This window comes from Pseudomonas sp. ML96 (genome assembly GCF_000761545.1).
Lineage (GTDB): Bacteria > Pseudomonadota > Gammaproteobacteria > Pseudomonadales > Pseudomonadaceae > Aquipseudomonas.
On sequence record NZ_JPMY01000039.1, the window covers coordinates 13,432 to 33,899 of the forward strand.

Sequence of the window (20,468 nt, forward strand, 5' to 3'; positions counted from 1 at the left end):
GCGCTTGATTACCGGACCGAGGCGAGTTGAGTGAGGGCACCGCTGAACCACTGCTGCACGCCGTGCATGCTGGCAGCGGAGGTGTCGAGCACCGGTTGCGGGTAGACGCCGAGCAGGATCAGCAGCACCGCCAGGCCCAGCACCATATACAGCTCGCGGGCCTTCATGGCCTGCAGCGGCGCATCGGACTTGGCCGGGCCGAAGTAGGCGCGGTGGATCATCGCCAGCGAGTAGACCGAACCCAGCACCAGGCCGCAGGCGGCCAGGACCACGACCCACGGAGCGGCCGGGAAGCTGCCGATCAGGATCAGGAACTCGCCGACGAAGTTGCCGGTGCCCGGCAGGCCGAGAGCGGCAGCAGCGAAGAACAGGCTCACCGCAGGCAGCCACGGCAGGCGTGCCCAGATGCCGCCCATCTCGCGCATGTCACGAGTGTGCAGGCGCTCGTAGAGCTGGCCGCAGAGGATGAACAGCGCGGCTGCGGACAGGCCGTGGGCCATCATCTGCACCACCGCGCCCTGCAGGGCGATCTGGCTGCCGGAGTAGATGGCGATCAGCACGAAGCCCATGTGCGAGACGCTGGAGTAGGCCACCAGGCGCTTGATGTCGGTCTGGGCGAACGACAGGAAGGCACCGTAGGCGATGGCGAACACGCCGAGCCACATGGCGATCGGCGCGAACTCGGCCGAGGCGGTGGGGAACAGCGGAATGGCGAAGCGCATCAGGCCGTAGGCCGCGGTCTTCAGCAGGATACCGGCGAGGTCCACGGAGCCGGCGGTCGGCGCCTGGGCGTGGGCATCCGGCAGCCAGGAGTGCACTGGCACTACCGGGAACTTCACGGCGAAGGCGGCGAAGAAACCGAGCATCAGCAGGTACTCGGTACCGGCGGGCAGCTGGGTCTTCAGCAGGTCGGCGTAGTTGAAGGTCAGCACGCCGGTGCTGTTGTAGTTGATCAGCACCAGGGCGAGGATCGCCACCAGCATGATCAGGCCGCTGGCCTGGGTGTAGATGAAGAACTTGGTGGCAGCGTTGATCCGCGAATGACCCTTGCTGCCGCTATGACCCCAGAGCGCGATGAGGAAGTACATCGGCACCAGCATCATTTCCCAGAAGAAGAAGAACAGGAACAGGTCGATGGCGAGGAACACGCCGACCACGCCGCCGAGAATCCACATCAGGTTGAGGTGGAAGAAGCCGACGCGGTTCTGGATCTCGTTCCACGAGCACAGCACGGACAACACGCCGAGCAGACCGGTGAGGGCGATCATCAGCACCGACAGGCCGTCGAGGCCGAGGTGGATGCTGATGCCGAGACGCTCGATCCACTGGACCTTGAACTCAGCGGCCCAGACCGGATCGGCACCAGGTGCCGGAGCCAGGCTGAAGTCGGCAGTGGCCCACAGCCACAGGCCGAGGCCGAACAGCAGACCCATGGTCAGCAGGGCGATCCAGCGCGGCAGGGTGTTGCCGAAGCGCTCACCTTGCCAGCACAGCAGGCCGCCGATGAAGGGGATCAGGATTAGCCAGGGCAGGATCATGACGGGCTATTTTCCTTAATTCAGAAACAGGAGGACGGCGAGCACGAACACCGCGCCCCCGGCGATGGAGGCGGCGTACCAGCGCACCTGGCCGGTCTGGGCGCGGGCCAGCACGGCGTTGCCGCCACGGGCCAGACGCGGCACCAGGCCGATGCTCTGGTCTATCGGGTCACGCCCGAGCAGACGGCAGATCAGCAGGTAGGGCTGCACGAAAACCTTGTCGTAGAGCCAGTCGAAGCCCCAGGCGGCGAACCACCAGGCCGACAGGAAGCGGCCCGGCGCGCTGGCGGCAACGGCGCTGGCGAAGCGGCGCTGGCCGAGGAACAGCAGGGCGGCGAGGAGGATACCGGCCAGGGCGATGGCGCCCGAGGCGATCTCCAGACCGTGCTTGGCCTCACCACCGGCATGGCCGATGCTCTGCGGCAGCACACCGTGCAGCGGCGGGGTGATCAGCGCGCCGACGAAGGTCGACAGCACGATCAGGGTGGCCAGCGGCAGGTTGTGGGCGATGCCGTGACCGGCATGGGCCTCGGTCTTCTGCTCGCCGTGGAAGGCGATGAAGATCAGGCGGAAGGTGTAGATCGAGGTCAGGAAGGCACCGGCCAGACCTGCGTACAGCAGCTCACTGTGACCGCTGGCGAAGGCTTCCCAGAGAATCTCGTCCTTCGAGTAGAAGCCCGCGGTGACCAGCGGCAGCGCCGCCAGGGCCGCGCCGCCGACGATGAAGCTGGCGTAGGCCAGCGGCAGCTTCTTCCACAGACCGCCCATCTTGAAGATGTTCTGCTCGTGGTGGCAGGCGTGGATCACCGCACCGGAAGCGAGGAACAGCAGGGCCTTGAAGAAGGCGTGGGTCATCAGGTGGAAGATCGCCGCGTCCCAGGCCTGCACGCCGAGGGCGAGGAACATGTAGCCGATCTGGCTCATGGTCGAGTAGGCGAGGATACGCTTGATGTCGGTCTGCACCAGGGCGGCGAAGCCGGCCAGCACCAGGGTCACGGCGCCGACGATGCCGACCAGCTCGAGAATCTCCGGGGTCAGCAGGAACAGGCCGTGGGTACGGGCGATCAGGTACACGCCCGCGGTCACCATGGTGGCGGCGTGGATCAGTGCGGAAACCGGAGTCGGGCCCGCCATCGCGTCGGCCAGCCAGGTCTGCAGCGGCAGCTGGGCGGATTTGCCCACGGCGCCGCCGAGCAGCATCAGGGTGGCGACCCACAGCCAGGTATCACCGGCCACGTACTTCTGCGGTGCCAGCACCATCAGCTCCTGGATATTCAGGGTGCCGAGGTTGAGGAACAGCAGGAACAGACCGATCATCAGGAACACGTCACCGATACGGGTGACGATGAACGCTTTCAGCGCCGCGTTACCGTTGGGCACGTGCTTGTAGTAGAAGCCGATCAGCAGGTACGAGCACAGGCCCACGCCTTCCCAGCCGAAGAACAGCACCAGCAGGTTGTCGCCGAGAACCAGCAGCAACATGCTGAAGATGAACAGGTTAGTGTAGGCGAAGAAGCGCGAGTAGCCCTCTTCACCGCGCATATACCAGCTGGCGAACAGGTGGATCAGGAAGCCGACACCGGTGACCACGCCGAGCATGGTGGCCGACAGGCCATCCAGGTGCAGGGTGAAGCTCGGCGCCAGGCCTTCAACGTTCATCCATTGCCACAGCGTCTGGGTGTATACACCGCCCGCCGGTGTGTTGCCGAGGAACTGGAATACGACCCAGGCGGCGCTCAGTGCGGCCAGGCCGACCGAGCCGACGCCGATCACGGCAGCGGTGTTTTCCGAGAGTCGTCCGCGTGAGAAGGCCAGCAGGAACCAGCCGAGCAGCGGGAAGAGAAGGGTGAGGAATAGAAGGTTCATCCGCGCATCTCGCTGGCAGCGTCGACATCGAGGGTGTTGAAGCGGCGATACAGCTGCAGCAGGATCGCCAGGCCGATACTGGCCTCGGCGGCTGCCAGGGTGATCACCAGAATGAACATCACCTGGCCGTCGGCTTGTACCCAGCGGCTGCCGGCGACGACGAAGGCGAGGGCGGTGGCGTTCATCATCACTTCCAGGCTCATCAGCACGAAGAGGATGTTACGGCGCACCATCAGGCCGATCAGGCCCAGGCTGAACAGCACGGCGGCGAGGGCCAGGCCGTGTTCCAGAGGAACGGCATTCATACGGTCGGCTCCTTGGCTTCGTGGCGGCCCAGGTGGTAGGCGGCGACCAGGGCGGCGAGCAGCAGCATGGAGGCAAGCTCGACTACCAGCAGGTAGGGGCCGAACAGGCTGATGCCAACGGCCTTGGCGTCCACGGTCTCAAGACCGATGGCGGCGCCGCTCGGGCTGGCGAACAGGGCATACAACAGCTGGCCCAGCAGCAGCAGGGAGAGAATGGCCGGACCGGTCCAGATGCCGGGTTTCAGCCATTGTTTCTCCTGCTCGGCGGCAGCCGGGCCGAGGTTGAGCATCATCACCACGAAGACGAACAGCACCATGATGGCGCCGGCGTAGACGATGATCTCCAGGGCGCCGGCGAACGGCGCACCCAGAGCGAAGAAGGTCGAGGCCACGGCCAGCAGCGAGACGATCAGGTTGAGCAGGGCATGCACCGGGTTGGTCCCGGTGATGACCATCACTGTAGAAGCCACGGCAACGCCCGCGGCGAGGTAGAAAGCAAATTCCATCATCCCCTCCTTAGGGCAGCAGGCCTTTGACGTTGATCGGTTCGGCCTCGTTCTGCGCGGCGCCTTTCGGCTTGCCGGCGATGGCCATGCCGGCGACGCGGTAGAAGTTGTAGTCCGGGTTCTTGCCGGGGCCGCTGATCAGCAGGTCTTCCTTCTCGTACACCAGGTCCTGGCGCTTGTACTCGCCCATCTCGAAATCCGGGGTGAGCTGGATCGCGGTGGTCGGGCAGGCTTCCTCGCACAGGCCGCAGAAGATGCAGCGGGAGAAGTTGATGCGGAAGAACTCCGGGTACCAGCGACCGTCGTCGGTCTCGGCCTTCTGCAGCGAGATGCAGCCGACCGGGCAGGCCACGGCGCACAGGTTGCACGCTACACAGCGCTCCTCGCCGTCGGGGTCGCGGGTCAGGACGATGCGGCCACGGTAGCGCGGCGGCAGGTAAACCGGTTCTTCCGGGTATTGCAGGGTGTCGCGCTTGCGGAAGCCATGGCCGAAGACCATCACCAGGCTGCGCAGCTGGGTCCAGGTGCCGTGCACCACATCCCATATGTACTTGAGCATTGCGTGTTTCTCCTTACTGGGCCGAGGCCAGCACGAGCGCGCCGGTCACCAGCAGGTTGATCAGAGTCAGCGGCAGGCAGAACTTCCAGCTGAACGCCATGACCTGGTCATACCGCGGGCGCGGAATCGACGCGCGCAGCAGAATGAAGATCATGATGAAGAAGCAGGTCTTCAGGGCGAACCAGATGAACGGGATCTGCGGCAGGATGCCGAACGGCCCGTGCCAGCCGCCGAAGAACAGGGTCACCAGCAGGGCTGAGATGGTCACGATGCCGATGTATTCGCCGACGAAGAACATGCCCCATTTCATGCCGGCATATTCGATGTGGTAACCGTCGGCCAGCTCCTGCTCCGCTTCCGGTTGGTCGAACGGGTGACGGTGGGTCACGGCGACGCCGGCGATGAAGAAGGTACAGAAGCCGAAGAACTGCGGAATGATGAACCACAGGTTTTCGGCCTGGTAGTCGACGATGTCGCGCATGTTGAACGAGCCGACCTGGGCGACGATGCCCATCAGCGCCAGGGCCAGGAACACCTCGTAGGAGATGGTCTGGGCCGAGGCACGCAGGCTGCCGAGCAGGGCGAACTTGTTGTTGCTCGACCAGCCGGCGAACAGTACGGCGTACACCGACAGACCGGCCATGGCGAAGAAGAACAGGATGCCGATGTTGAGGTCCGCCACACCCCAGGTCGGGGTGACCGGGATGATGGCGAAGGCCATCAGCATGGCGGCGAAGGCGATCATCGGCGCGATCATGAAGATGAACTTGTCGGCGAACGGCGGCGTCCAGTCTTCCTTGAAGAACATCTTCAGCATGTCCGCAGCGATCTGGAACATGCCGAACGGGCCTACGCGGTTCGGACCGTAACGGTCCTGCCACCAGCCCAGCAGACGGCGTTCGACGAAGCTCAGCAGCGCGCCACAGACCACCACCACCAGCAGGATGACGATGGCCTTGAGGACGGCGATGAAGACGTCGAGCAGTTCGGGCGTCAGCCAGCTCATTGCGCGGCCTCCTGCAGTCCGGTTGCAATGGCGCCGGCGATGGCCGCCGGAATGCCGGCGAAGCCGGCCGGCAGGCCGACCAGGCCCAGGGCCAGGTCTTCGCTGACTTTCACCGGCAGGCGCAGGGCCTGGCCGGCGACGGTCAGGCTGATCAGCGCGCCGTCGTTGACGCCCAGACGATCGGCCTCGGCCTTGGCCAGGGCGACGTAGGCGGGCTGGATGCGCTCCTGCACCGGCGCGGCGCGGGAGGAGTTCTCCTCGCTGCCGAACAGGTGGTGGAATGGCACGACCTGCCAGGTGCCCTGGGCCGGAGCGAAGGCGCCCGGCACGGCGAACCAGGCCAGGGTCTTGCCCTGCGACTCGATCAGACGCACGCCCGGGTCACCGGCGCGCAGATGGCCACCGACTTCGTCCTGGAACTTGTTCCAGGCCTGCGGCGAGTTCCAGCCCGGCGACCAGGCGAACGGAATCTGCTGACGGTCTTCCTTGCTGCCCGAATAACCTTCCATGGAGAAGGCGAAGGCGGAGTCCTGGTCCTGCGGCTGACGCGGCTCGTGCACGCTGATGTTGGCGCGCATGGCTGTGCGGCCGCTGTAACGCAGCGGTTCACGCGCAAGCTTCATACCCTTGATGCGGAATGAGGCGCTTGGCGCGGCGTCCGTGATCGCGGCCAGTACGGAGCTGCTGGCGGCGACGGCTGCGGTGACCTGGTCCAGTTGGGTCCAGTCCACGGCCTTGCCCTGCAGGGTGCTGTGCAGCGCATGCATCCAGCGCCAGCCTTCGCGGACCAGGATGTTGCTGTCGTAGTAGCTCGGCTCGAATACCTGGAAGAAGCGCTGGGCGCGGCCTTCCTGGCTGACCAGGGTGCCATCGCCTTCGGCGAAGCTGGCGGCGGACAGCACCAGATTGGCCTTGGCGGTGGTAGCGGTTTGCTGGTGGTCGGCGACGATCACCGCCTTGGCGGCGGCCAGGGCGGCATCGACCTTGGCAGCGTCGGCGCGGCGGTACAGGTCGTTTTCCAGCACGATCACGGCGTCGGCTTGGCCTGCGGTCAGCGCTTCCAGCGCGGCGTCTACCGATTCACCACCAAACAGGGCCAGGCCCATGCTGTTGGCTTCCGGCACTACCAGGCTGATGGAGGCGTTCTTCTCGCGGTTCTTCAGGGCCTGGGCGATGTTCGCCGCGGCCTCGACGATGCTCTTCTCACCCAGCGAGGCGCCACTGACGATCAGCGGGCGCTTGCCGGCCAGCAGGGCGTCGGCGATCAGTTGCACCAGCTCGGCGGCCTCGTCGTCCAGGCCGGTGACGGCCGGGGCGCTCGGGTCGATGGCGTGGGCCACGGCGAAGCCGATGCGCGCCAGGTCAGCCGGAGCGGCATGCACGCAGGCTTCGGCAACGTCGTCGAGGCGAGTGGCGTCGACGCTGGCGATGAACAGCGGATGCAGGGCGTCCTGGGCCACGTTCTGTACGGCGGCCATGTGCCAGTCCTGGATCTTCATCGAGGCGGCGATTTCGGTGGCCTTGCCCTTGACCGACTGGCGCAGGGCCAGGGCGACGCGCGCGGCGGTCTGGGTCAGGTCTTCACCGAGGACGAACACGGCGTCGTGGTCTTCGATCTCGCGCAGCGACGGCACCGGCAGCGGGCCGTTTTGCAGCACGTCGCGGATCAGGCGGATGTTGGCCAGTTCGGTAGCGCCGATGCCGCTGTAGAAGTTGGCTTCGCCGACCAGCTCGCGCAGGGCGTAGTTGCCTTCCAGGCTGGCGCGTGGCGAACCGATGCCGATCACGCGCTTGCCCTTGAGCAGCTCGGCGGCCTTGTCCAGCGCAGCGTCGATGCCCAGTTTGGCCTCGCCGAACAGCGGCTGGCGCGGGCGGTCTTCGCGGTTGGTGTAGCCGTAGCCGAAGCGGCCGCGGTCGCACAGGAAGTAGTGGTTCACCGAGCCGTTGAAGCGGTTCTCGATGCGGCGGATCTCGCCGTAGCGCTCACCGGGGCTGATGTTGCAGCCGCTGGAGCAACCATGGCAGATGCTCGGGGCGAACTGCATGTCCCACTTGCGGTTATAGCGCTCGGAGTGGGTCTTGTCGGTGAACACACCAGTCGGGCAGACCTCGGTGAGGTTGCCGGAGAACTCGCTCTCCAGCACGCCGTCTTCGACGCGGCCGAAGTACACGTTGTCGTGCGCGCCGTAGACGCCCAGGTCGGTGCCGCCGGCATAGTCCTTGTAGTAGCGCACGCAGCGATAGCAGGCGATGCAGCGGTTCATCTCGTGGGAGATGAACGGGCCGAGCTGCTGGTTCTGGTGGGTGCGCTTGGTGAAGCGGTACCGGCGCTGGTTGTGGCCGGTCATCACCGTCATGTCCTGCAGGTGGCAGTGACCGCCTTCCTCGCACACCGGGCAGTCGTGCGGGTGGTTGGTCATCAGCCACTCGACGACGCTGGCGCGGAACGCCTTGGACTCTTCGTCGTCGATGCTGATCCAGGTGTTGTCGGTCGCTGGCGTCATGCAGGACATGACGATGCGGCCGCGCTTGTCGTTTTCATCGGTGTACTGCTTCACCGCGCATTGGCGGCAGGCGCCGACGCTACCGAGCGCCGGGTGCCAGCAGAAGTAGGGGATGTCGAGCCCGAGGGAGAGACAGGCCTGCAGCAGGTTGTCCGCCCCATCGACTTCGAAATCTTTGCCGTCTACGTGGATAGTGGCCATGGTTCAGGTTTCTTCTTTACCCGCCGAAGCAGGCTTGGCTAATGGAATCACGGTTGCTTCGCGGCCTTGGCCGCGAGGCGAATACGTCAGGCCGGCGCGAACTGCGCGGCGGCCGGTGCCGGAATGGCCGAGCTGGATACGCCAGCCTCGAACTCCGGACGGAAATACTTGATCGCACTACCCAGCGGTTCGACGGCGCCCGGTGCATGGGCGCAGAAGGTCTTGCCGGGGCCGAGGAAGTTGACCAGGCCGAGCAGGGTATCGATGTCCTGCTGGGTGCCTTGCTTGCGTTCCAGGGCGCGGAGGATCTTCACGCTCCACGGCAGGCCGTCGCGGCACGGAGTACACCAGCCGCACGATTCGCGGGCGAAGAACTCTTCCATGTTGCGCAGCAGCGAGACCATGTTGACCGAGTCGTCCACGGCCAGGGCCAGACCGGTCCCCATACGGGTGCCGACCTTGGCAATGCCGCCGGCGAACATGGCCGCGTCCAGGTGCTCGGGCAGCAGGAAACCGGTGCCGGCACCGCCGGGCTGCCAGCATTTCAGCTTGTAGCCGTCACGCATGCCGCCGGCGTAGTCCTCGAAAAGCTCGCGGGCCGGGATGCCGAACGGCAGCTCCCACAGACCGGGGTTCTTCACCTTGCCGGAGAAGCCCATGAGCTTGGTGCCCATGTCTTCGCTGCCCGGACGGGCCAGGGTCTTGTACCAGTCCACGCCGTTGGCGACGATCGCCGGCACGTTGCACAGGGTCTCGACGTTGTTCACGCAGGTCGGCTTGCCCCACACGCCGACAGCGGCGGGGAAGGGCGGCTTGGAACGCGGGTTGGCGCGGCGACCTTCCAGGGAGTTGATCAGCGCGGTTTCTTCACCGCAGATGTAGCGGCCGGCGCCGGTGTGGACGAACAGCTCGAAGTCGAAGCCGCTGCCGAGGATGTTCTTGCCCAGCAGGCCGGCGGCCTTGGCTTCATCGATGGCGCGATTCAGATTGGCTGCCGCGTCGACGTACTCGCCACGCAGGAAGATGTAGCCGCGGTAGGCCTTGAGCGCGCGCGCGGAGATCAGCATGCCTTCCACCAGCAGGTGCGGCAGCTGCTCCATGAGCATGCGGTCCTTCCAGGTGTTCGGCTCCATTTCGTCCGCGTTGCACAGCAGGTAGCGGATGTTCATGGATTCGTCGGCCGGCATCAGGCCCCACTTCACGCCAGTGGGGAAGCCCGCACCGCCGCGGCCCTTGAGGCCGGAGTCCTTGACCGTCTGCACGATGTCGGCCTGAGCCATTTCGCTCAGGGCCTTGCGCGCGGCGGCGTAGCCGTTCTTCGCCTGGTATTCCTCCAGCCATACCGGCTGGGCGTCGTCGCGCAGGCGCCAGGTCAGCGGATGGGTTTCCTCGGTGCGGGCGATGCTGTTTATCGGGCCGATGGAGGTGAGAGTCTTCATGCGTAGGACTCCAGCAACTGGGCGATGCCGTTGGCATCGAGGTTGCCGTAGGTGTCGTCGTCGATCATCACGGCCGGGGCCTTGTCGCAGTTCCCCAGGCAGCACACTGGCAGCAGGGTGAAGCGGCCGTCGGCGGTGGTCTGGCCGGGGACGATGCCGAGCTTGTCCTTGAGGCTGCCGAGCAGGTTCTCGTGGCCGCCGATGAAGCAGGTCATGCTGTCGCACACGCGGATCACGTGGCGGCCGACCGGCACGCGGAAGATCTGGCTGTAGAAGGTGGCCACACCCTCGACGTCGCTGGCAGGGATGCCGAGGATGTCGGCGATGGCGTAGATGGCGCCGTCCGGCACCCAGCCGCGCTGCTTCTGCACGATCTTCAGGGCTTCGATGGACGCCGCGCGCGGGTCCTCGTAGTGGTGCATTTCATGTTCGATGGCATCGTACTCGGCCTGGCTGAGTTCGAAGCGGTCGGTTTGGATCAGGTCAGTCTGGCTCATGTGATTAACGGTCCACGTCGGCCATAACGAAGTCGATGCTACCCAGGTAGGCGATCAGGTCCGCGATCATGCTGCCGCGGATCACCGAAGGGATCTGCTGCAGGTGCGGGAAGCTGGGCGTCCGGATGCGCGTGCGGTAGCTCATGGTGCTGCCGTCGCTCGTCAGGTAATAGCTGTTGATGCCCTTGGTCGCCTCGATCATCTGGAAGCTTTCGTTGGCCGGCATGACCGGGCCCCACGAGACTTGCAGGAAGTGGGTAATCAGGGTCTCGATGTGCTGCAGGGTGCGCTCTTTCGGCGGCGGCGTGGTCAGCGGGTGATCCGCCTTGTACGGGCCTTCCGGCATGTTGCGCAGGCACTGGTCGATGATGCGGATGCTCTGGCGCATCTCCTCGACGCGGACCATGCAGCGGTCGTAGGCGTCGCCGTTATGGGCCAGCGGCACTTCGAACTCGAAGTTCTCGTAGCCGGAGTACGGGCGCGCTTTACGCAGGTCGAAGTCGAGGCCGGTGGAACGCAGGCCGGCGCCGGTGACACCCCATTCCAGGGCTTCCTTGGTGTTGTACTGGGCCACGCCCTTGGTACGACCGATCAGGATGCTGTTCTTCAGCGCGGCCTTGGTGTACTCGTCGAGGCGCTTGGGCAGCCAGTCGACGAATTCCTTGACCAGTTTGTCCCAGCCGCGCGGCAGGTCGTGGGCGACGCCGCCGATGCGGTACCAGGCCGGGTGCAGGCGGAAGCCGGTGATGGCCTCGATCACCTTGTAGGCGCGCTGGCGGTCGGTGAAGGTGAAGAACACCGGGGTCATGGCGCCGACGTCCTGGATATAGGTACCCAGGAACAGCAGGTGGCTGGTGATGCGGAAGAACTCGGCGAGCATCACGCGAATGAAGTCGACGCGGTCCGGCACCTTGATCCCGGCGAGCTTCTCGACCGACAGCACGTAGGGCAGGTTGTTCATCACCCCGCCGAGGTAGTCGATACGGTCGGTGTAGGGAATGAAGCTGTGCCAGGACTGGCGCTCGGCCATTTTCTCGGCGCCACGGTGGTGGTAGCCGATGTCCGGGACGCAGTCGATGATCTCTTCACCGTCCAGCTGCAGGATGATGCGGAACGCACCGTGTGCAGACGGGTGGTTCGGGCCGAGGTTGAGGAACATGTAGTCCTCGTGCTCGCCGTGGCGCTTCATGCCCCAGTCTTCCGGCTTGAAGCGCGCGGCTTCTTCTTCCAGCTGCTGCTTGGCCAGGGTCAGGCTGAACGGATCGAATTCGGTGGCGCGCGCCGGATAGTCCTTGCGCAGTGGGTGACCTTCCCAGGTCGGCGGCATCATGATGCGGGTCAGGTGCGGGTGGCCCTGGAAGGTGATGCCGTACAGGTCCCAGACCTCACGCTCGTACCAGTTGGCGTTGGGCCAGATACCGGTGACGGTGGGGACGTTGAGATCGCCTTCTTTGAGGGCGACCTTGATCATGATGTCGCTGTTACGCTCGACCGACATCAGGTGGTAGAACACTGTGAAGTCGGCGCCCGGCAGGCCGCGGCGCTGGGTGCGCAGGCGCTCGTCGACGCCATGCAGGTCGTACAGCATGACGTAGGGGCGCGGCAGGTTGCGCAGGAAGGTCAGCACGTTGATCAGTCGATCACGGGCGACCCACAGCACCGGCATGCCGGTACGGGTGCTCTGGACCGTGAAGGTCTCGGCACCAAAACGGGAGTTCAGCTCAACCACCACGTCCTGGTCGTCGGCCTTGTACGGTGGAACGGACAGAATGCTGTCAGTCATGTCTTTAGTCGCTATCGGCGGTATTCGGCGTCAGTGAGCGGGCCAGGGGTCGGCTCACACTTCGTCGGGGCTGCGCAGGTTGGTAACAGCGATACGCTGCTCGCGGCGCTGTTCCTTCTGCGACGGCATTTCGGCACGGTAGATGCCTTGATCGCCGACGACCCAGGAAAGCGGGCGGCGCTCCTGTCCGATGGACTCCTGCAACAGCATCAGGCCTTGCAGGAATGCCTCGGGACGGGGCGGGCAGCCAGGAATGTAGACGTCCACGGGGAGGAACTTGTCGACCCCCTGAACCACCGAATAGATGTCGTACATGCCGCCGGAGTTGGCACACGACCCCATGGAGATCACCCACTTGGGTTCCAGCATCTGCTCGTAGAGGCGCTGAATGACCGGCGCCATCTTGATGAAGCAGGTGCCGGCGATGACCATGAAGTCAGCCTGACGCGGTGACGCACGAATGACTTCAGCGCCGAAACGAGCAATGTCGTGCGGCGCGGTGAAGGCCGTGGTCATTTCCACATAGCAGCAGGACAGGCCGAAGTTGTACGGCCACAGGGAGTTCTTGCGACCCCAGTTCACCGCACCGTTGAGAACATCTTCGAGTTTGCCCATGAAGATGTTCTTGTGGACCTCATCCTCAAGCAGTGGATCGGCTACGGTCTCCCGCGAGCCGATCGGGTACTGCTCGTTGGGAGCGTCCGGATCGATCCGTGTAAGTTTGTATTGCATCGCCAAAGCCTCATTGTTTTAGCTTCGCCTGCCGATTACGACGGCCTTCGGGCGCCCAGTCGAGCGCGCCTATACGCCAAAGATAGACAAGACCAGCCAACAGAATTGCTATGAAAACTGTAGCTTCGATCAGGCCGGCCCAGCCGCTTTCGCGTACCGAGACTGCCCAAGCGAAGAGAAAGAGGGCTTCAACGTCGAAGATCACGAAGAGCATCGCGACCAGATAGAACTTCGCAGACAGACGCAGGCGCGCGCTGCCGACCGGTAGCATGCCCGACTCGAAGGGATCGTTCTTACTGCGGCCCCAGGCCTTGCTGCCGAGCAGGCTGGACAGGCCAAGCATAAAGGCGATGAGCCCGAACACTCCGAGCAGGAATACAGCAAAAGCCCAGTTATGGGACATGGTCGTTACCGCATCAGGCATGCCGGTGCTCCTTGGGGAAAGGGGGCGGCTTTTTAATAATGGTAGAGCAACCTGGTGGGGTTGCCCTGCAGAGTAGTGGCGGCAATTTTATGCTCGCATAGCTCCCTAAGTAAATTTTTCCGAATAAAAAAATGCACGCAGAATGCGCGCAGTTTTGTGGACAGATGCTGGGAGCCCGCTAGCCGCGTGGGCTGCGCGATTATCTACGGCTTTGGTCGCATGGCTATTTGCGCCGAAAATGACGCCTTTTCGAAAGTGCCTGTCGGGGATTATTTACAACATTTCCGGCAGATGGCGCTCGAAATGCACCATGTTCTTATTTGTGACTCGAAAGTTCTGTTCTGGCGGGTGAAAAGAGTGTCGCAGTAAGGCTGGTTTTTATTTGGATTCACGGCGCTTCCGTGAGGATCTCGCCTGTTTTCGGAGCAGAAACGAAGAAGCCCCGGCATTTCTGCCGGGGCTTCCCGTGATAACACCTACGGCCTAGGCCGCGGAGCCGGTTCCTATTAGTGGAACTGGTTCATGGTGTTGTCTTTACCGCCAGCTTTCAGAGCGGCGTCACCAGCGAAGTACTCTTTGTGAGCGTCGCCGATGTCGGAGCCGGACATGTTCTGGTGCTTAACGCAGGCGATGCCTTGACGGATCTCCTGACGCTGAACGCCTTTCACGTAGGCCAGCATGCCTTGGTCTGCGAAGTAACCTTTGGCCAGGTTGTCGGTGGACAGGGCGGCGGTGTGGTAGGTCGGCAGGGTGATCAGGTGGTGGAAGATACCAGCCTGAGCGGAGGCGTCGCGCTGGAAGGTACGGATCTTCTCGTCGGCAACCTGGGCCAGTTCGGTTTCGTCGTACTCGGCGCTCATCAGTTTGGCGCGGTCGTAGGCGGAAACGTCTTTGCCTTCGGCAGCGAAAGCGTCGAACGCTTGCTGACGGAAGTTCAGGGTCCAGTTGAAGGACGGGCTGTTGTTGTAGACCAGCTTGGCGTTCGGGATGACCTTGCGGATCTCGTCAACCATGCCTTTGATCTGACCAACGTGCGGTTTCTCGGTTTCGATCCACAGCATGTCAGCGCCGTTCTGCAGCGAGGTGATGCTGTCCAGTACGCAACGAGCTTCGCCGGTGCCAGCGCGGAACTGGAACAGGTTGGAAGCCAGGCGCTTCGGACGCAGCAGCTTGCCGCCACGGTTGATCACGACGTCGCCGTTGCCCAGGTCGGCAGCGGAAACTTCTTCGCAATCCAGGAAGGAGTTGTACTGGTCGCCCAGGTCGCCCGGCTCGTTGGTCACGGCGATCTGCTTGGTCAGACCGGCGCCCAGGGAGTCGGTACGAGCAACGATCACGCCGTTGTCGATGCCCAGCTCCAGGAACGCGTAGCGAACGGCATTGATCTTGGCCAGGAAGTCGATGTGCGGAACGGTCACTTTACCGTCTTGGTGGCCGCACTGCTTCTCGTCGGAAACCTGGTTCTCGATCTGGATGCAGCAAGCACCAGCTTCGATCATTTTCTTGGCCAGCAGGTAGGTAGCTTCGGCGTTACCGAAACCAGCGTCGATGTCGGCGATGATCGGGACAACGTGAGTTTCGTGGTTGTCGATCTGAGCCTGGATTTCAGCGGCTTTGGCGTTGTCGCCAGCAGCGCGGGCGGCGTCCAGAGCGGTGAACAGCAGGTCCAGTTCGCGGGCGTCAGCCTGGCGCAGGAAGGTGTACAGCTCTTCGATCAGGCCAGCAACCGAGGTTTTCTCGTGCATGGACTGGTCCGGCAGCGGGCCGAAGTCGGAGCGCAGGGCAGCAACCATCCAGCCGGACAGGTACAGGTAGCGCTTGTTGGTGGTCTTCAGGTGCTTCTTGATCGAGATCAGCTTCTGCTGACCGATGAAGCCGTGCCAGCAGCCCAGGGACTGGGTGTAGACGGACGAGTCGGCGTCGTACTCGGCCATGTCTTTGCGCATGATGTCAGCGGTGAACTGAGCGATTTCCAGACCGGTCTTGAAGCGGTTCTGGGCGCGCATACGAGCAACGTATTCCGGGTTGATCGCGCTCCAGCTGCTGCCTGCGGCTTCTTTCAGGGCGGCAACGGCTTTGATGTCGTTTTGATAAGCTGACATGGTCAATCCTTCAAAGTATGAGTTTGGTTGAGCACCGACTTCCCACCCAAAACCAACGTGCAAACAAAGCTTGCAGTGTTGCGGGCGACACAGGGCGGACTTCGAGATATTGACGAGGACGAGAGTGTTGCGGAGAGGAGGAGAGGACGAAACGAGTCAGTCCGAAGAGGCAGGTTCGCAGCTTGCCGGCTCGTGGATGCCGTTGGGCTATACGGATCTGGTCTGGCGGTCTGGCTAATAACGCTAAGGCTTCCCCGTCCCTCAGGACAACTTTCGTTCCAGTCGCAACCTCGTTGAAACGCCTTGTGGGCTGTTAGAACACGGATCGATCCGAATGGTGTTACGGAGTCGATCTGGAGGCCCTGAAACAGGACCTCTGGCTAGCGGGAGCGGCGCCATCATGCGCTTTCAAACGGGCGTTCGTCAACGATTTTGTAGTGCTTTTTTTCTTTGACTACATGGTCGCGGGCTAGACCTTAGTCGAGCGCGTCGACCTTGATGCGCAGGCTCATGTCGTTCGCGCCCTGGGTGGAATAGCGGCGAGCGAAGCCGGAGTCGTTGCTCTGGTTTTGCTGGCTGACGCCGCCCAGGGGGATCCATTCGCCGATCCGGCCGCTGACACGGGTATCGGTGCTCTGGGTGTCGATCACGTCAGGGCGGGAGCGGTTGACCCTGTCGTTGTTGCTGCTGATGTTGAGGTGGACGACATCGCCGCTGAGGGTGGCGGTGACGTAGAAGCCCTGGTTCACATCGCGGTACTGGGTGTTCTGGTAGACCTGGCCATAGGGGCCGACACTGGTGCTGGTCACCGGCACGCTCTGGCCGACCTGGATCAGTGCCGGATAGCCCTCGGTCGCCTGTACCTGCTGGGTGCCGCCGCCGCGGCTGTTGGTGGAGCGGCGGATGATGCGCACTTGGTCACGCCCGTTGACCTCGCCGCGGCCGGCAATCACTTCGGCGTCGCCAGCGCTGATGCTGCCGTCAACCCGGTAGCCGCTGCCGCTGTCCAGGCTCTGCTCGCTGGTGTCGACGCTGATCAACAGGCGGCGTGGCGCCTGGTCGAGCTGGCCGAGCAGGTCGCGGATCTCGGCGATCTTGTCGGGCGAGGCGTTGATCATCAGCTGATTGCCATAGGCGCTGGCCTTGCCTTGGCCATCGAGCGCGGTCTGCACCAGAGGCAAGACCTCGTCGGCCATCCGGTAGTTGAGCTGGATCAGCTCGGTGGCGGCCTGCAGCGGCAGGCTGAAGCCGAACAACAGGGCGAGCAGGCAGGCACGCAGGTTCATAGCAGGAAGCTCCGCAGATCGGGGTCGGAAATACTGATGTTCCAGGCCTGGTCGAACTGCGCCTGGCGCTGGCGCACGCGGCCGGGATCGTTGTACAGCGCATCGCCGGCGTACTGCTCCGGCGCCTCGCGCAGCAGTAGGCCACGGTCGTCGACCAGCAGGTAGGCGCTTTCGTCGCTGGGGTGATCGGGGTTGATCCTGCGGATATGCAGGTTGCTGGTGATGCGCTGCGCCAGGTTGAGCAGGCGATGGCCCTGGCGCACCGGCTTGCCGACATCGCGCACGAGGATGCGCAGGTGATTCTTCGGGCTGGCCAACAGGAAGCGTGTGCACGCCTCCTGCACGCTGCTGTGGCTGTAGAGCCAGGCTTCCAGGTCCGGGCTGTACAGGCTCAGGCTCTGGCGTGCCTGCAACAGCAGGGCCAGGGCGTGAGCCTGGGCCTGTTCCGGGCGGCTGAAGCGTTCGAGGTGCGGGTGCTGGCCGAGCAGGAAGGGCGCGGGCTCGCGTGCCTCCGTGGTCAGCGCCGGAAAGGTGTCCGGGTTGTGCACGGAAAAACGCCCCGGCGACTGGAAATCGATAGCCGGAAGCTCTGGCTCGTTCTCGTCGATCGGGGCGTTTTCTTCGCTCATGCTTGGATCCTAGTCGCTATGGCGCACCATCATCACGTGGGGGATGCCAGCTTCGAGATATTCGTCACCTTCGATGCTGAAGCCCAGGCGCTCGTAGAAGGCAGCGGCGTGGACCTGGGCGCTGAGCTTCTGCTCGCGCTGGCCACGCTGCTCGGCGGCTTCGATGGCGGCGCGCATCAGTGCGTCACCAACCTTGAGGCCGCGCCAGTCCTTGAGTACCGAAACGCGACCGATCTGGCCGTCCGCCAGCAGGCGGGCGGTGCCGATCGGGTAGTCACCCTCGCAGGCGAGGAAGTGCACGGCCTCGCTGTCCTCGTCATCCCACTCGAGCTCGGCCGGCACGGCCTGTTCGGCGATGAACACCGCCTCGCGGATGCGCCGCAGGTCGGCGTTGTCCTTCTGCCAGTGGGCGAGACGGACGTGGATATCACTCATCAGCAAACTCCAAACTTCCTTGCTGGACCAGTTCTTTCACCAGTGTACGCCCGTCCTCGTCGGCCAACCAAGGCGCCAGGTTGTCGCTGTGCAGGGCTTCGGCGGCGCAGACCAGGCGCAGCAGCTCCTTGAGGTGCGCCGGCAGCAGGCGGCTCTGGCCGCTGGCGAACAGCACCAGGCCGACATCCACTTCGCTCCAGGCCAGGCGGGCGCTGGGGTTGCGCACCAGTACGGCGCCGTCCTGCAGGGCGGCGAGGAAGTCTTCCTCGTCGATCTCCGGGCCATTGACCAGCTCGGGGTAGCGCGGCTCGGTCATGAACTGGCCGAACCAAGTGAGCAGCAGGCGTTCGTCGCTCATGTGCTCGGTCAGCAGCGCCTTGAGGCGGTCGAGGGCTTCCTGCTGGATCTGGTGCGGGTCGCTGACCGGCGCCATGCCGGCGTCGCTGTAGCGCTCTTCGTCCGGCAGGAACTGGGCGAGGAAGTCGGTGAAGTGGGTCAGCACTTCGGCGGCGCTCGGCGCGCGGAAGCCGACCGAGTAGGTCATGCAGTCGTCTTCGGCGATGCCGTAGTGGGCCAGGCGCGGCGGCAGGTAGAGCATGTCGCCCGGCTCCAGCACCCACTCGTCGGTCTGCTCGAAGTCAGCCAGGATGCGCAGGTCGGCGTGCTGCAGCAGCTTGCTGTCGGCATCGCACATCTGGCCGATCTTCCAGCGGCGCTGGCCTTCGGCCTGCAGCAGGAACACGTCGTAGTTGTCGAAGTGCGGGCCGACGCTGCCGCCAGGTGCGGCGAAGCTGATCATCAGGTCATCGATACGCCAGCTGGGCAGGAAACCGAAGTCCTTGAGCACTTCGGCCACTTCCGGCACGAACTGGTCGACGGCCTGCACCAGCAGGGTCCAGTCGCGCTCCGGCAGCTGGCTGAAGGCGTCCTCGGCGAACGGACCGCGGCGCAGCTCCCACGGGTGCGCGCCGTGCTCCAGCACCAGGCGCGACTCGACTTCCTCTTCCAGGGCCAGGCCGGCCAGTTCGTCGGCGCTGATCGGGCTTTCGAAGCCGGGGATGGCCTGACGGACCAGCAGGGGCTTCTGTTGCCAGTAGTCGCGCAGGAACTCGCGAGGGGTGAGGCCGCCCAGCAGCTGCAGAGGAGTATCAGGATTCATGGCTAAGCCCTTGAAAGAGATGAAATGGCTAAAACAAAAACGCCCGGCTCAGCCGGGCGTTGAGGAGGCTGGTGGCGCTCAGATGCGCTTGGCCTGGGCGACGGCGTTGCCGATGTAGCTCGCCGGGGTGAGCTGCTTGAGCTCCTCCTTGGCGGCGGCCGGCATGTCCAGGCCATCGATGAAGGCGAGCAGCGCCTCCGGGGTGATGCCCTTGCCGCGGGTCAGCTCCTTGAGCTTCTCGTAGGGGTTCTCGATGGCGTAGCGGCGCATCACGGTCTGGATCGGCTCGGCGAGGACTTCCCAGCAGGCGTCCAGGTCGGCGGCGATACGCGCTTCGTTCAGCTCCAGCTTGCCGATGCCCTTGAGGCTGGCTTCGTAGGCGATGACGCTGTGGGCGAAGCCGACACCGAGGTTACGCAGCACGGTGGAGTCGGTCAGGTCGCGCTGCCAGCGGGAGATCGGCAGCTTGCTGGCCAGGTGCTGGAAGATCGCGTTGGCGATGCCCAGGTTGCCTTCGGAGTTCTCGAAGTCGATCGGGTTGACCTTGTGCGGCATGGTCGAGGAGCCGATTTCGCCGGCCACGGTCTTCTGTTTGAAGTAGCCGAGGGAGATGTAGCCCCAGACGTCGCGGTCGAAGTCGATGAGGATGGTGTTGAAGCGGGCGATGGCGTCGAACAGCTCGGCGATATAGTCGTGCGGCTCAATCTGGGTGGTGTAGGGGTTGAACTGCAGGCCCAGATCGCCCTCGATGAACTGCTTGGCGTTGGCCTCCCAGTCGATCTGCGGGTAGGCGGACAGGTGGGCGTTGTAGTTGCCTACGGCGCCGTTGATCTTGCCCAGCAGCGGTACGGCGGCTACCTGGGCGATCTGGCGCTCCAGGCGGTAGACGACGTTGGCCAGTTCCTTGCCGAGGGTGGTCGGCGAAGCCGGCTGGCCATGGGTGCGCGACAGCATCGGCACGCCGGCGAACTTGACGGCCAGCTCGCGGATGGCGCTAGCGATCTGCTTCATCAGCGGCAGCAGCACGGTGTCGCGGCCTTCACGCAGCATCAGGGCGTGGGACAGGTTGTTGATGTCCTCGCTGGTGCAGGCGAAGTGAATGAATTCGCTGACCGCGGCCAGTTCCGGCAGCTTGGCGGCCTGCTCCTTGAGCAGGTACTCCACGGCTTTGACGTCGTGGTTGGTGGTGCGCTCGATCTCTTTCACGCGCTCGGCGTGTTCGATGGCGAAGTTCTCGGCCAGCTCGTCGAGCAGGGCGTTGGCTTCGGCGGAGAAGGGCGCCACTTCGGCGACGCCTTCATGGGCGGCCAGGCGTTGCAGCCAGCGGACTTCGACCATCACGCGGAAACGGATCAGGCCGTATTCGCTGAAGATCGGGCGCAGGGAGCTGGTTTTGCCGGCGTAGCGGCCATCGACGGGGGAAACCGCGGTGAGCGAGGAGAGCTGCATGGAGGCGTTCTCGGACAGGTCGGTCAACGAAAAGGGCGCACATCATAC

At 64.1% G+C, this 20,468-nt stretch carries 18 protein-coding genes; all 18 read right to left on the reverse strand.

Annotated features, from left to right (window positions below; genetic code table 11):
• Window positions 1-8: 8 nt before the first annotated feature.
• Window positions 9-1,538 (reverse strand): NADH-quinone oxidoreductase subunit M, encoded by a 1,530-nt coding sequence (gene nuoM / locus IP89_RS19025; RefSeq protein ID WP_043311283.1) that lies wholly within the window; start codon window positions 1,536-1,538, stop codon window positions 9-11.
• Between the two features lie 15 nt (window positions 1,539-1,553).
• Window positions 1,554-3,404: an NADH-quinone oxidoreductase subunit L gene (nuoL, locus tag IP89_RS19030; RefSeq protein ID WP_043311285.1), complete on the reverse strand. Its 1,851-nt coding sequence runs from the start codon at window positions 3,402-3,404 to the stop codon at window positions 1,554-1,556.
• A complete protein-coding gene (gene nuoK, locus IP89_RS19035; RefSeq protein ID WP_043311287.1) occupies window positions 3,401-3,709 on the reverse strand; it encodes an NADH-quinone oxidoreductase subunit NuoK in 309 nt (102 codons plus the stop codon). The genes nuoL and nuoK overlap by 4 nt, the downstream gene beginning before the upstream one ends.
• Complete coding sequence (gene nuoJ / locus IP89_RS19040; RefSeq protein WP_043311288.1) at window positions 3,706-4,215, reverse strand: NADH-quinone oxidoreductase subunit J; 510 nt, start codon at window positions 4,213-4,215, stop codon at window positions 3,706-3,708. Before nuoJ ends, nuoK begins: the two co-directional genes overlap by 4 nt.
• A 10-nt stretch (window positions 4,216-4,225) precedes the next feature.
• Window positions 4,226-4,774, reverse strand: coding sequence for an NADH-quinone oxidoreductase subunit NuoI (nuoI, locus tag IP89_RS19045; protein WP_043311290.1), 549 nt, complete (start codon window positions 4,772-4,774; stop codon window positions 4,226-4,228).
• A gap of 13 nt (window positions 4,775-4,787) precedes the next feature.
• Window positions 4,788-5,780 carry an NADH-quinone oxidoreductase subunit NuoH gene (gene nuoH, locus IP89_RS19050; RefSeq protein WP_043311291.1) on the reverse strand — a complete coding sequence of 331 codons (993 nt, stop codon included), beginning with the start codon at window positions 5,778-5,780 and terminating at the stop codon, window positions 4,788-4,790.
• Window positions 5,777-8,485, reverse strand: a complete 2,709-nt coding sequence (gene nuoG / locus IP89_RS19055; RefSeq protein ID WP_043311292.1) for an NADH-quinone oxidoreductase subunit NuoG — start codon at window positions 8,483-8,485, stop codon at window positions 5,777-5,779. Before nuoG ends, nuoH begins: the two co-directional genes overlap by 4 nt.
• An 86-nt stretch (window positions 8,486-8,571) precedes the next feature.
• Window positions 8,572-9,924 carry an NADH-quinone oxidoreductase subunit NuoF gene (gene nuoF, locus IP89_RS19060; RefSeq protein ID WP_043311294.1) on the reverse strand — a complete coding sequence of 451 codons (1,353 nt, stop codon included), beginning with the start codon at window positions 9,922-9,924 and terminating at the stop codon, window positions 8,572-8,574.
• Window positions 9,921-10,421: an NADH-quinone oxidoreductase subunit NuoE gene (gene nuoE, locus IP89_RS19065; RefSeq protein ID WP_043311295.1), complete on the reverse strand. Its 501-nt coding sequence runs from the start codon at window positions 10,419-10,421 to the stop codon at window positions 9,921-9,923. The genes nuoF and nuoE overlap by 4 nt, the downstream gene beginning before the upstream one ends.
• Before the next feature lie 4 nt (window positions 10,422-10,425).
• Window positions 10,426-12,204, reverse strand: coding sequence for an NADH-quinone oxidoreductase subunit C/D (gene nuoC, locus IP89_RS19070; RefSeq protein ID WP_043311297.1), 1,779 nt, complete (start codon window positions 12,202-12,204; stop codon window positions 10,426-10,428).
• Between the two features lie 54 nt (window positions 12,205-12,258).
• Window positions 12,259-12,936, reverse strand: a complete 678-nt coding sequence (locus tag IP89_RS19075; RefSeq protein WP_043311298.1) for an NADH-quinone oxidoreductase subunit B family protein — start codon at window positions 12,934-12,936, stop codon at window positions 12,259-12,261.
• Window positions 12,937-12,946: 10 nt separating this feature from the next.
• Window positions 12,947-13,360 (reverse strand): NADH-quinone oxidoreductase subunit A, encoded by a 414-nt coding sequence (locus tag IP89_RS19080; protein WP_021700254.1) that lies wholly within the window; start codon window positions 13,358-13,360, stop codon window positions 12,947-12,949.
• Between the two features lie 506 nt (window positions 13,361-13,866).
• Window positions 13,867-15,462, reverse strand: coding sequence for an isocitrate lyase (locus IP89_RS19085; protein WP_043311300.1), 1,596 nt, complete (start codon window positions 15,460-15,462; stop codon window positions 13,867-13,869).
• Window positions 15,463-15,938: 476 nt separating this feature from the next.
• On the reverse strand, window positions 15,939-16,748 hold the full coding sequence (locus IP89_RS19090; RefSeq protein ID WP_043311302.1) for a secretin N-terminal domain-containing protein: 810 nt from the start codon (window positions 16,746-16,748) through the stop codon (window positions 15,939-15,941).
• Window positions 16,745-17,377 carry a hypothetical protein gene (locus IP89_RS19095; protein WP_043311303.1) on the reverse strand — a complete coding sequence of 211 codons (633 nt, stop codon included), beginning with the start codon at window positions 17,375-17,377 and terminating at the stop codon, window positions 16,745-16,747. Before IP89_RS19095 ends, IP89_RS19090 begins: the two co-directional genes overlap by 4 nt.
• 9 nt (window positions 17,378-17,386) lie before the next feature.
• Window positions 17,387-17,812, reverse strand: a complete 426-nt coding sequence (locus IP89_RS19100) for a GNAT family N-acetyltransferase (RefSeq protein ID WP_043311305.1) — start codon at window positions 17,810-17,812, stop codon at window positions 17,387-17,389.
• Complete coding sequence (locus IP89_RS19105; protein ID WP_043311306.1) at window positions 17,805-18,971, reverse strand: cupin domain-containing protein; 1,167 nt, start codon at window positions 18,969-18,971, stop codon at window positions 17,805-17,807. The genes IP89_RS19100 and IP89_RS19105 overlap by 8 nt, the downstream gene beginning before the upstream one ends.
• Window positions 18,972-19,049: 78 nt before the next feature.
• The gene (gene purB, locus IP89_RS19110; protein ID WP_043311338.1) at window positions 19,050-20,420 is read right to left on the reverse strand and encodes an adenylosuccinate lyase; all 1,371 of its coding nucleotides are present in this window, start codon (window positions 20,418-20,420) and stop codon (window positions 19,050-19,052) included.
• Window positions 20,421-20,468: the final 48 nt, after the last annotated feature.

What these genes read in the sequence shown, in the direction of transcription:
- nuoM (WP_043311283.1), bottom strand. Translation starts at nt 1,538, where the DNA reads ATGATCCTGCCCTGGCTAATCCTGATCCCCTTCATCGGCGGCCTGCTG.
- nuoL (WP_043311285.1), bottom strand. Translation starts at nt 3,404, where the DNA reads ATGAACCTTCTATTCCTCACCCTTCTCTTCCCGCTGCTCGGCTGGTTC.
- nuoK (WP_043311287.1), bottom strand. Translation starts at nt 3,709, where the DNA reads ATGAATGCCGTTCCTCTGGAACACGGCCTGGCCCTCGCCGCCGTGCTG.
- nuoJ (WP_043311288.1), bottom strand. Translation starts at nt 4,215, where the DNA reads ATGGAATTTGCTTTCTACCTCGCCGCGGGCGTTGCCGTGGCTTCTACA.
- nuoI (WP_043311290.1), bottom strand. Translation starts at nt 4,774, where the DNA reads ATGCTCAAGTACATATGGGATGTGGTGCACGGCACCTGGACCCAGCTG.
- nuoH (WP_043311291.1), bottom strand. Translation starts at nt 5,780, where the DNA reads ATGAGCTGGCTGACGCCCGAACTGCTCGACGTCTTCATCGCCGTCCTC.
- nuoG (WP_043311292.1), bottom strand. Translation starts at nt 8,485, where the DNA reads ATGGCCACTATCCACGTAGACGGCAAAGATTTCGAAGTCGATGGGGCG.
- nuoF (WP_043311294.1), bottom strand. Translation starts at nt 9,924, where the DNA reads ATGAAGACTCTCACCTCCATCGGCCCGATAAACAGCATCGCCCGCACC.
- nuoE (WP_043311295.1), bottom strand. Translation starts at nt 10,421, where the DNA reads ATGAGCCAGACTGACCTGATCCAAACCGACCGCTTCGAACTCAGCCAG.
- nuoC (WP_043311297.1), bottom strand. Translation starts at nt 12,204, where the DNA reads ATGACTGACAGCATTCTGTCCGTTCCACCGTACAAGGCCGACGACCAG.
- IP89_RS19075 (WP_043311298.1), bottom strand. Translation starts at nt 12,936, where the DNA reads ATGCAATACAAACTTACACGGATCGATCCGGACGCTCCCAACGAGCAG.
- IP89_RS19080 (WP_021700254.1), bottom strand. Translation starts at nt 13,360, where the DNA reads ATGCCTGATGCGGTAACGACCATGTCCCATAACTGGGCTTTTGCTGTA.
- IP89_RS19085 (WP_043311300.1), bottom strand. Translation starts at nt 15,462, where the DNA reads ATGTCAGCTTATCAAAACGACATCAAAGCCGTTGCCGCCCTGAAAGAA.
- IP89_RS19090 (WP_043311302.1), bottom strand. Translation starts at nt 16,748, where the DNA reads ATGAACCTGCGTGCCTGCCTGCTCGCCCTGTTGTTCGGCTTCAGCCTG.
- IP89_RS19095 (WP_043311303.1), bottom strand. Translation starts at nt 17,377, where the DNA reads ATGAGCGAAGAAAACGCCCCGATCGACGAGAACGAGCCAGAGCTTCCG.
- IP89_RS19100 (WP_043311305.1), bottom strand. Translation starts at nt 17,812, where the DNA reads ATGAGTGATATCCACGTCCGTCTCGCCCACTGGCAGAAGGACAACGCC.
- IP89_RS19105 (WP_043311306.1), bottom strand. Translation starts at nt 18,971, where the DNA reads ATGAATCCTGATACTCCTCTGCAGCTGCTGGGCGGCCTCACCCCTCGC.
- purB (WP_043311338.1), bottom strand. Translation starts at nt 20,420, where the DNA reads ATGCAGCTCTCCTCGCTCACCGCGGTTTCCCCCGTCGATGGCCGCTAC.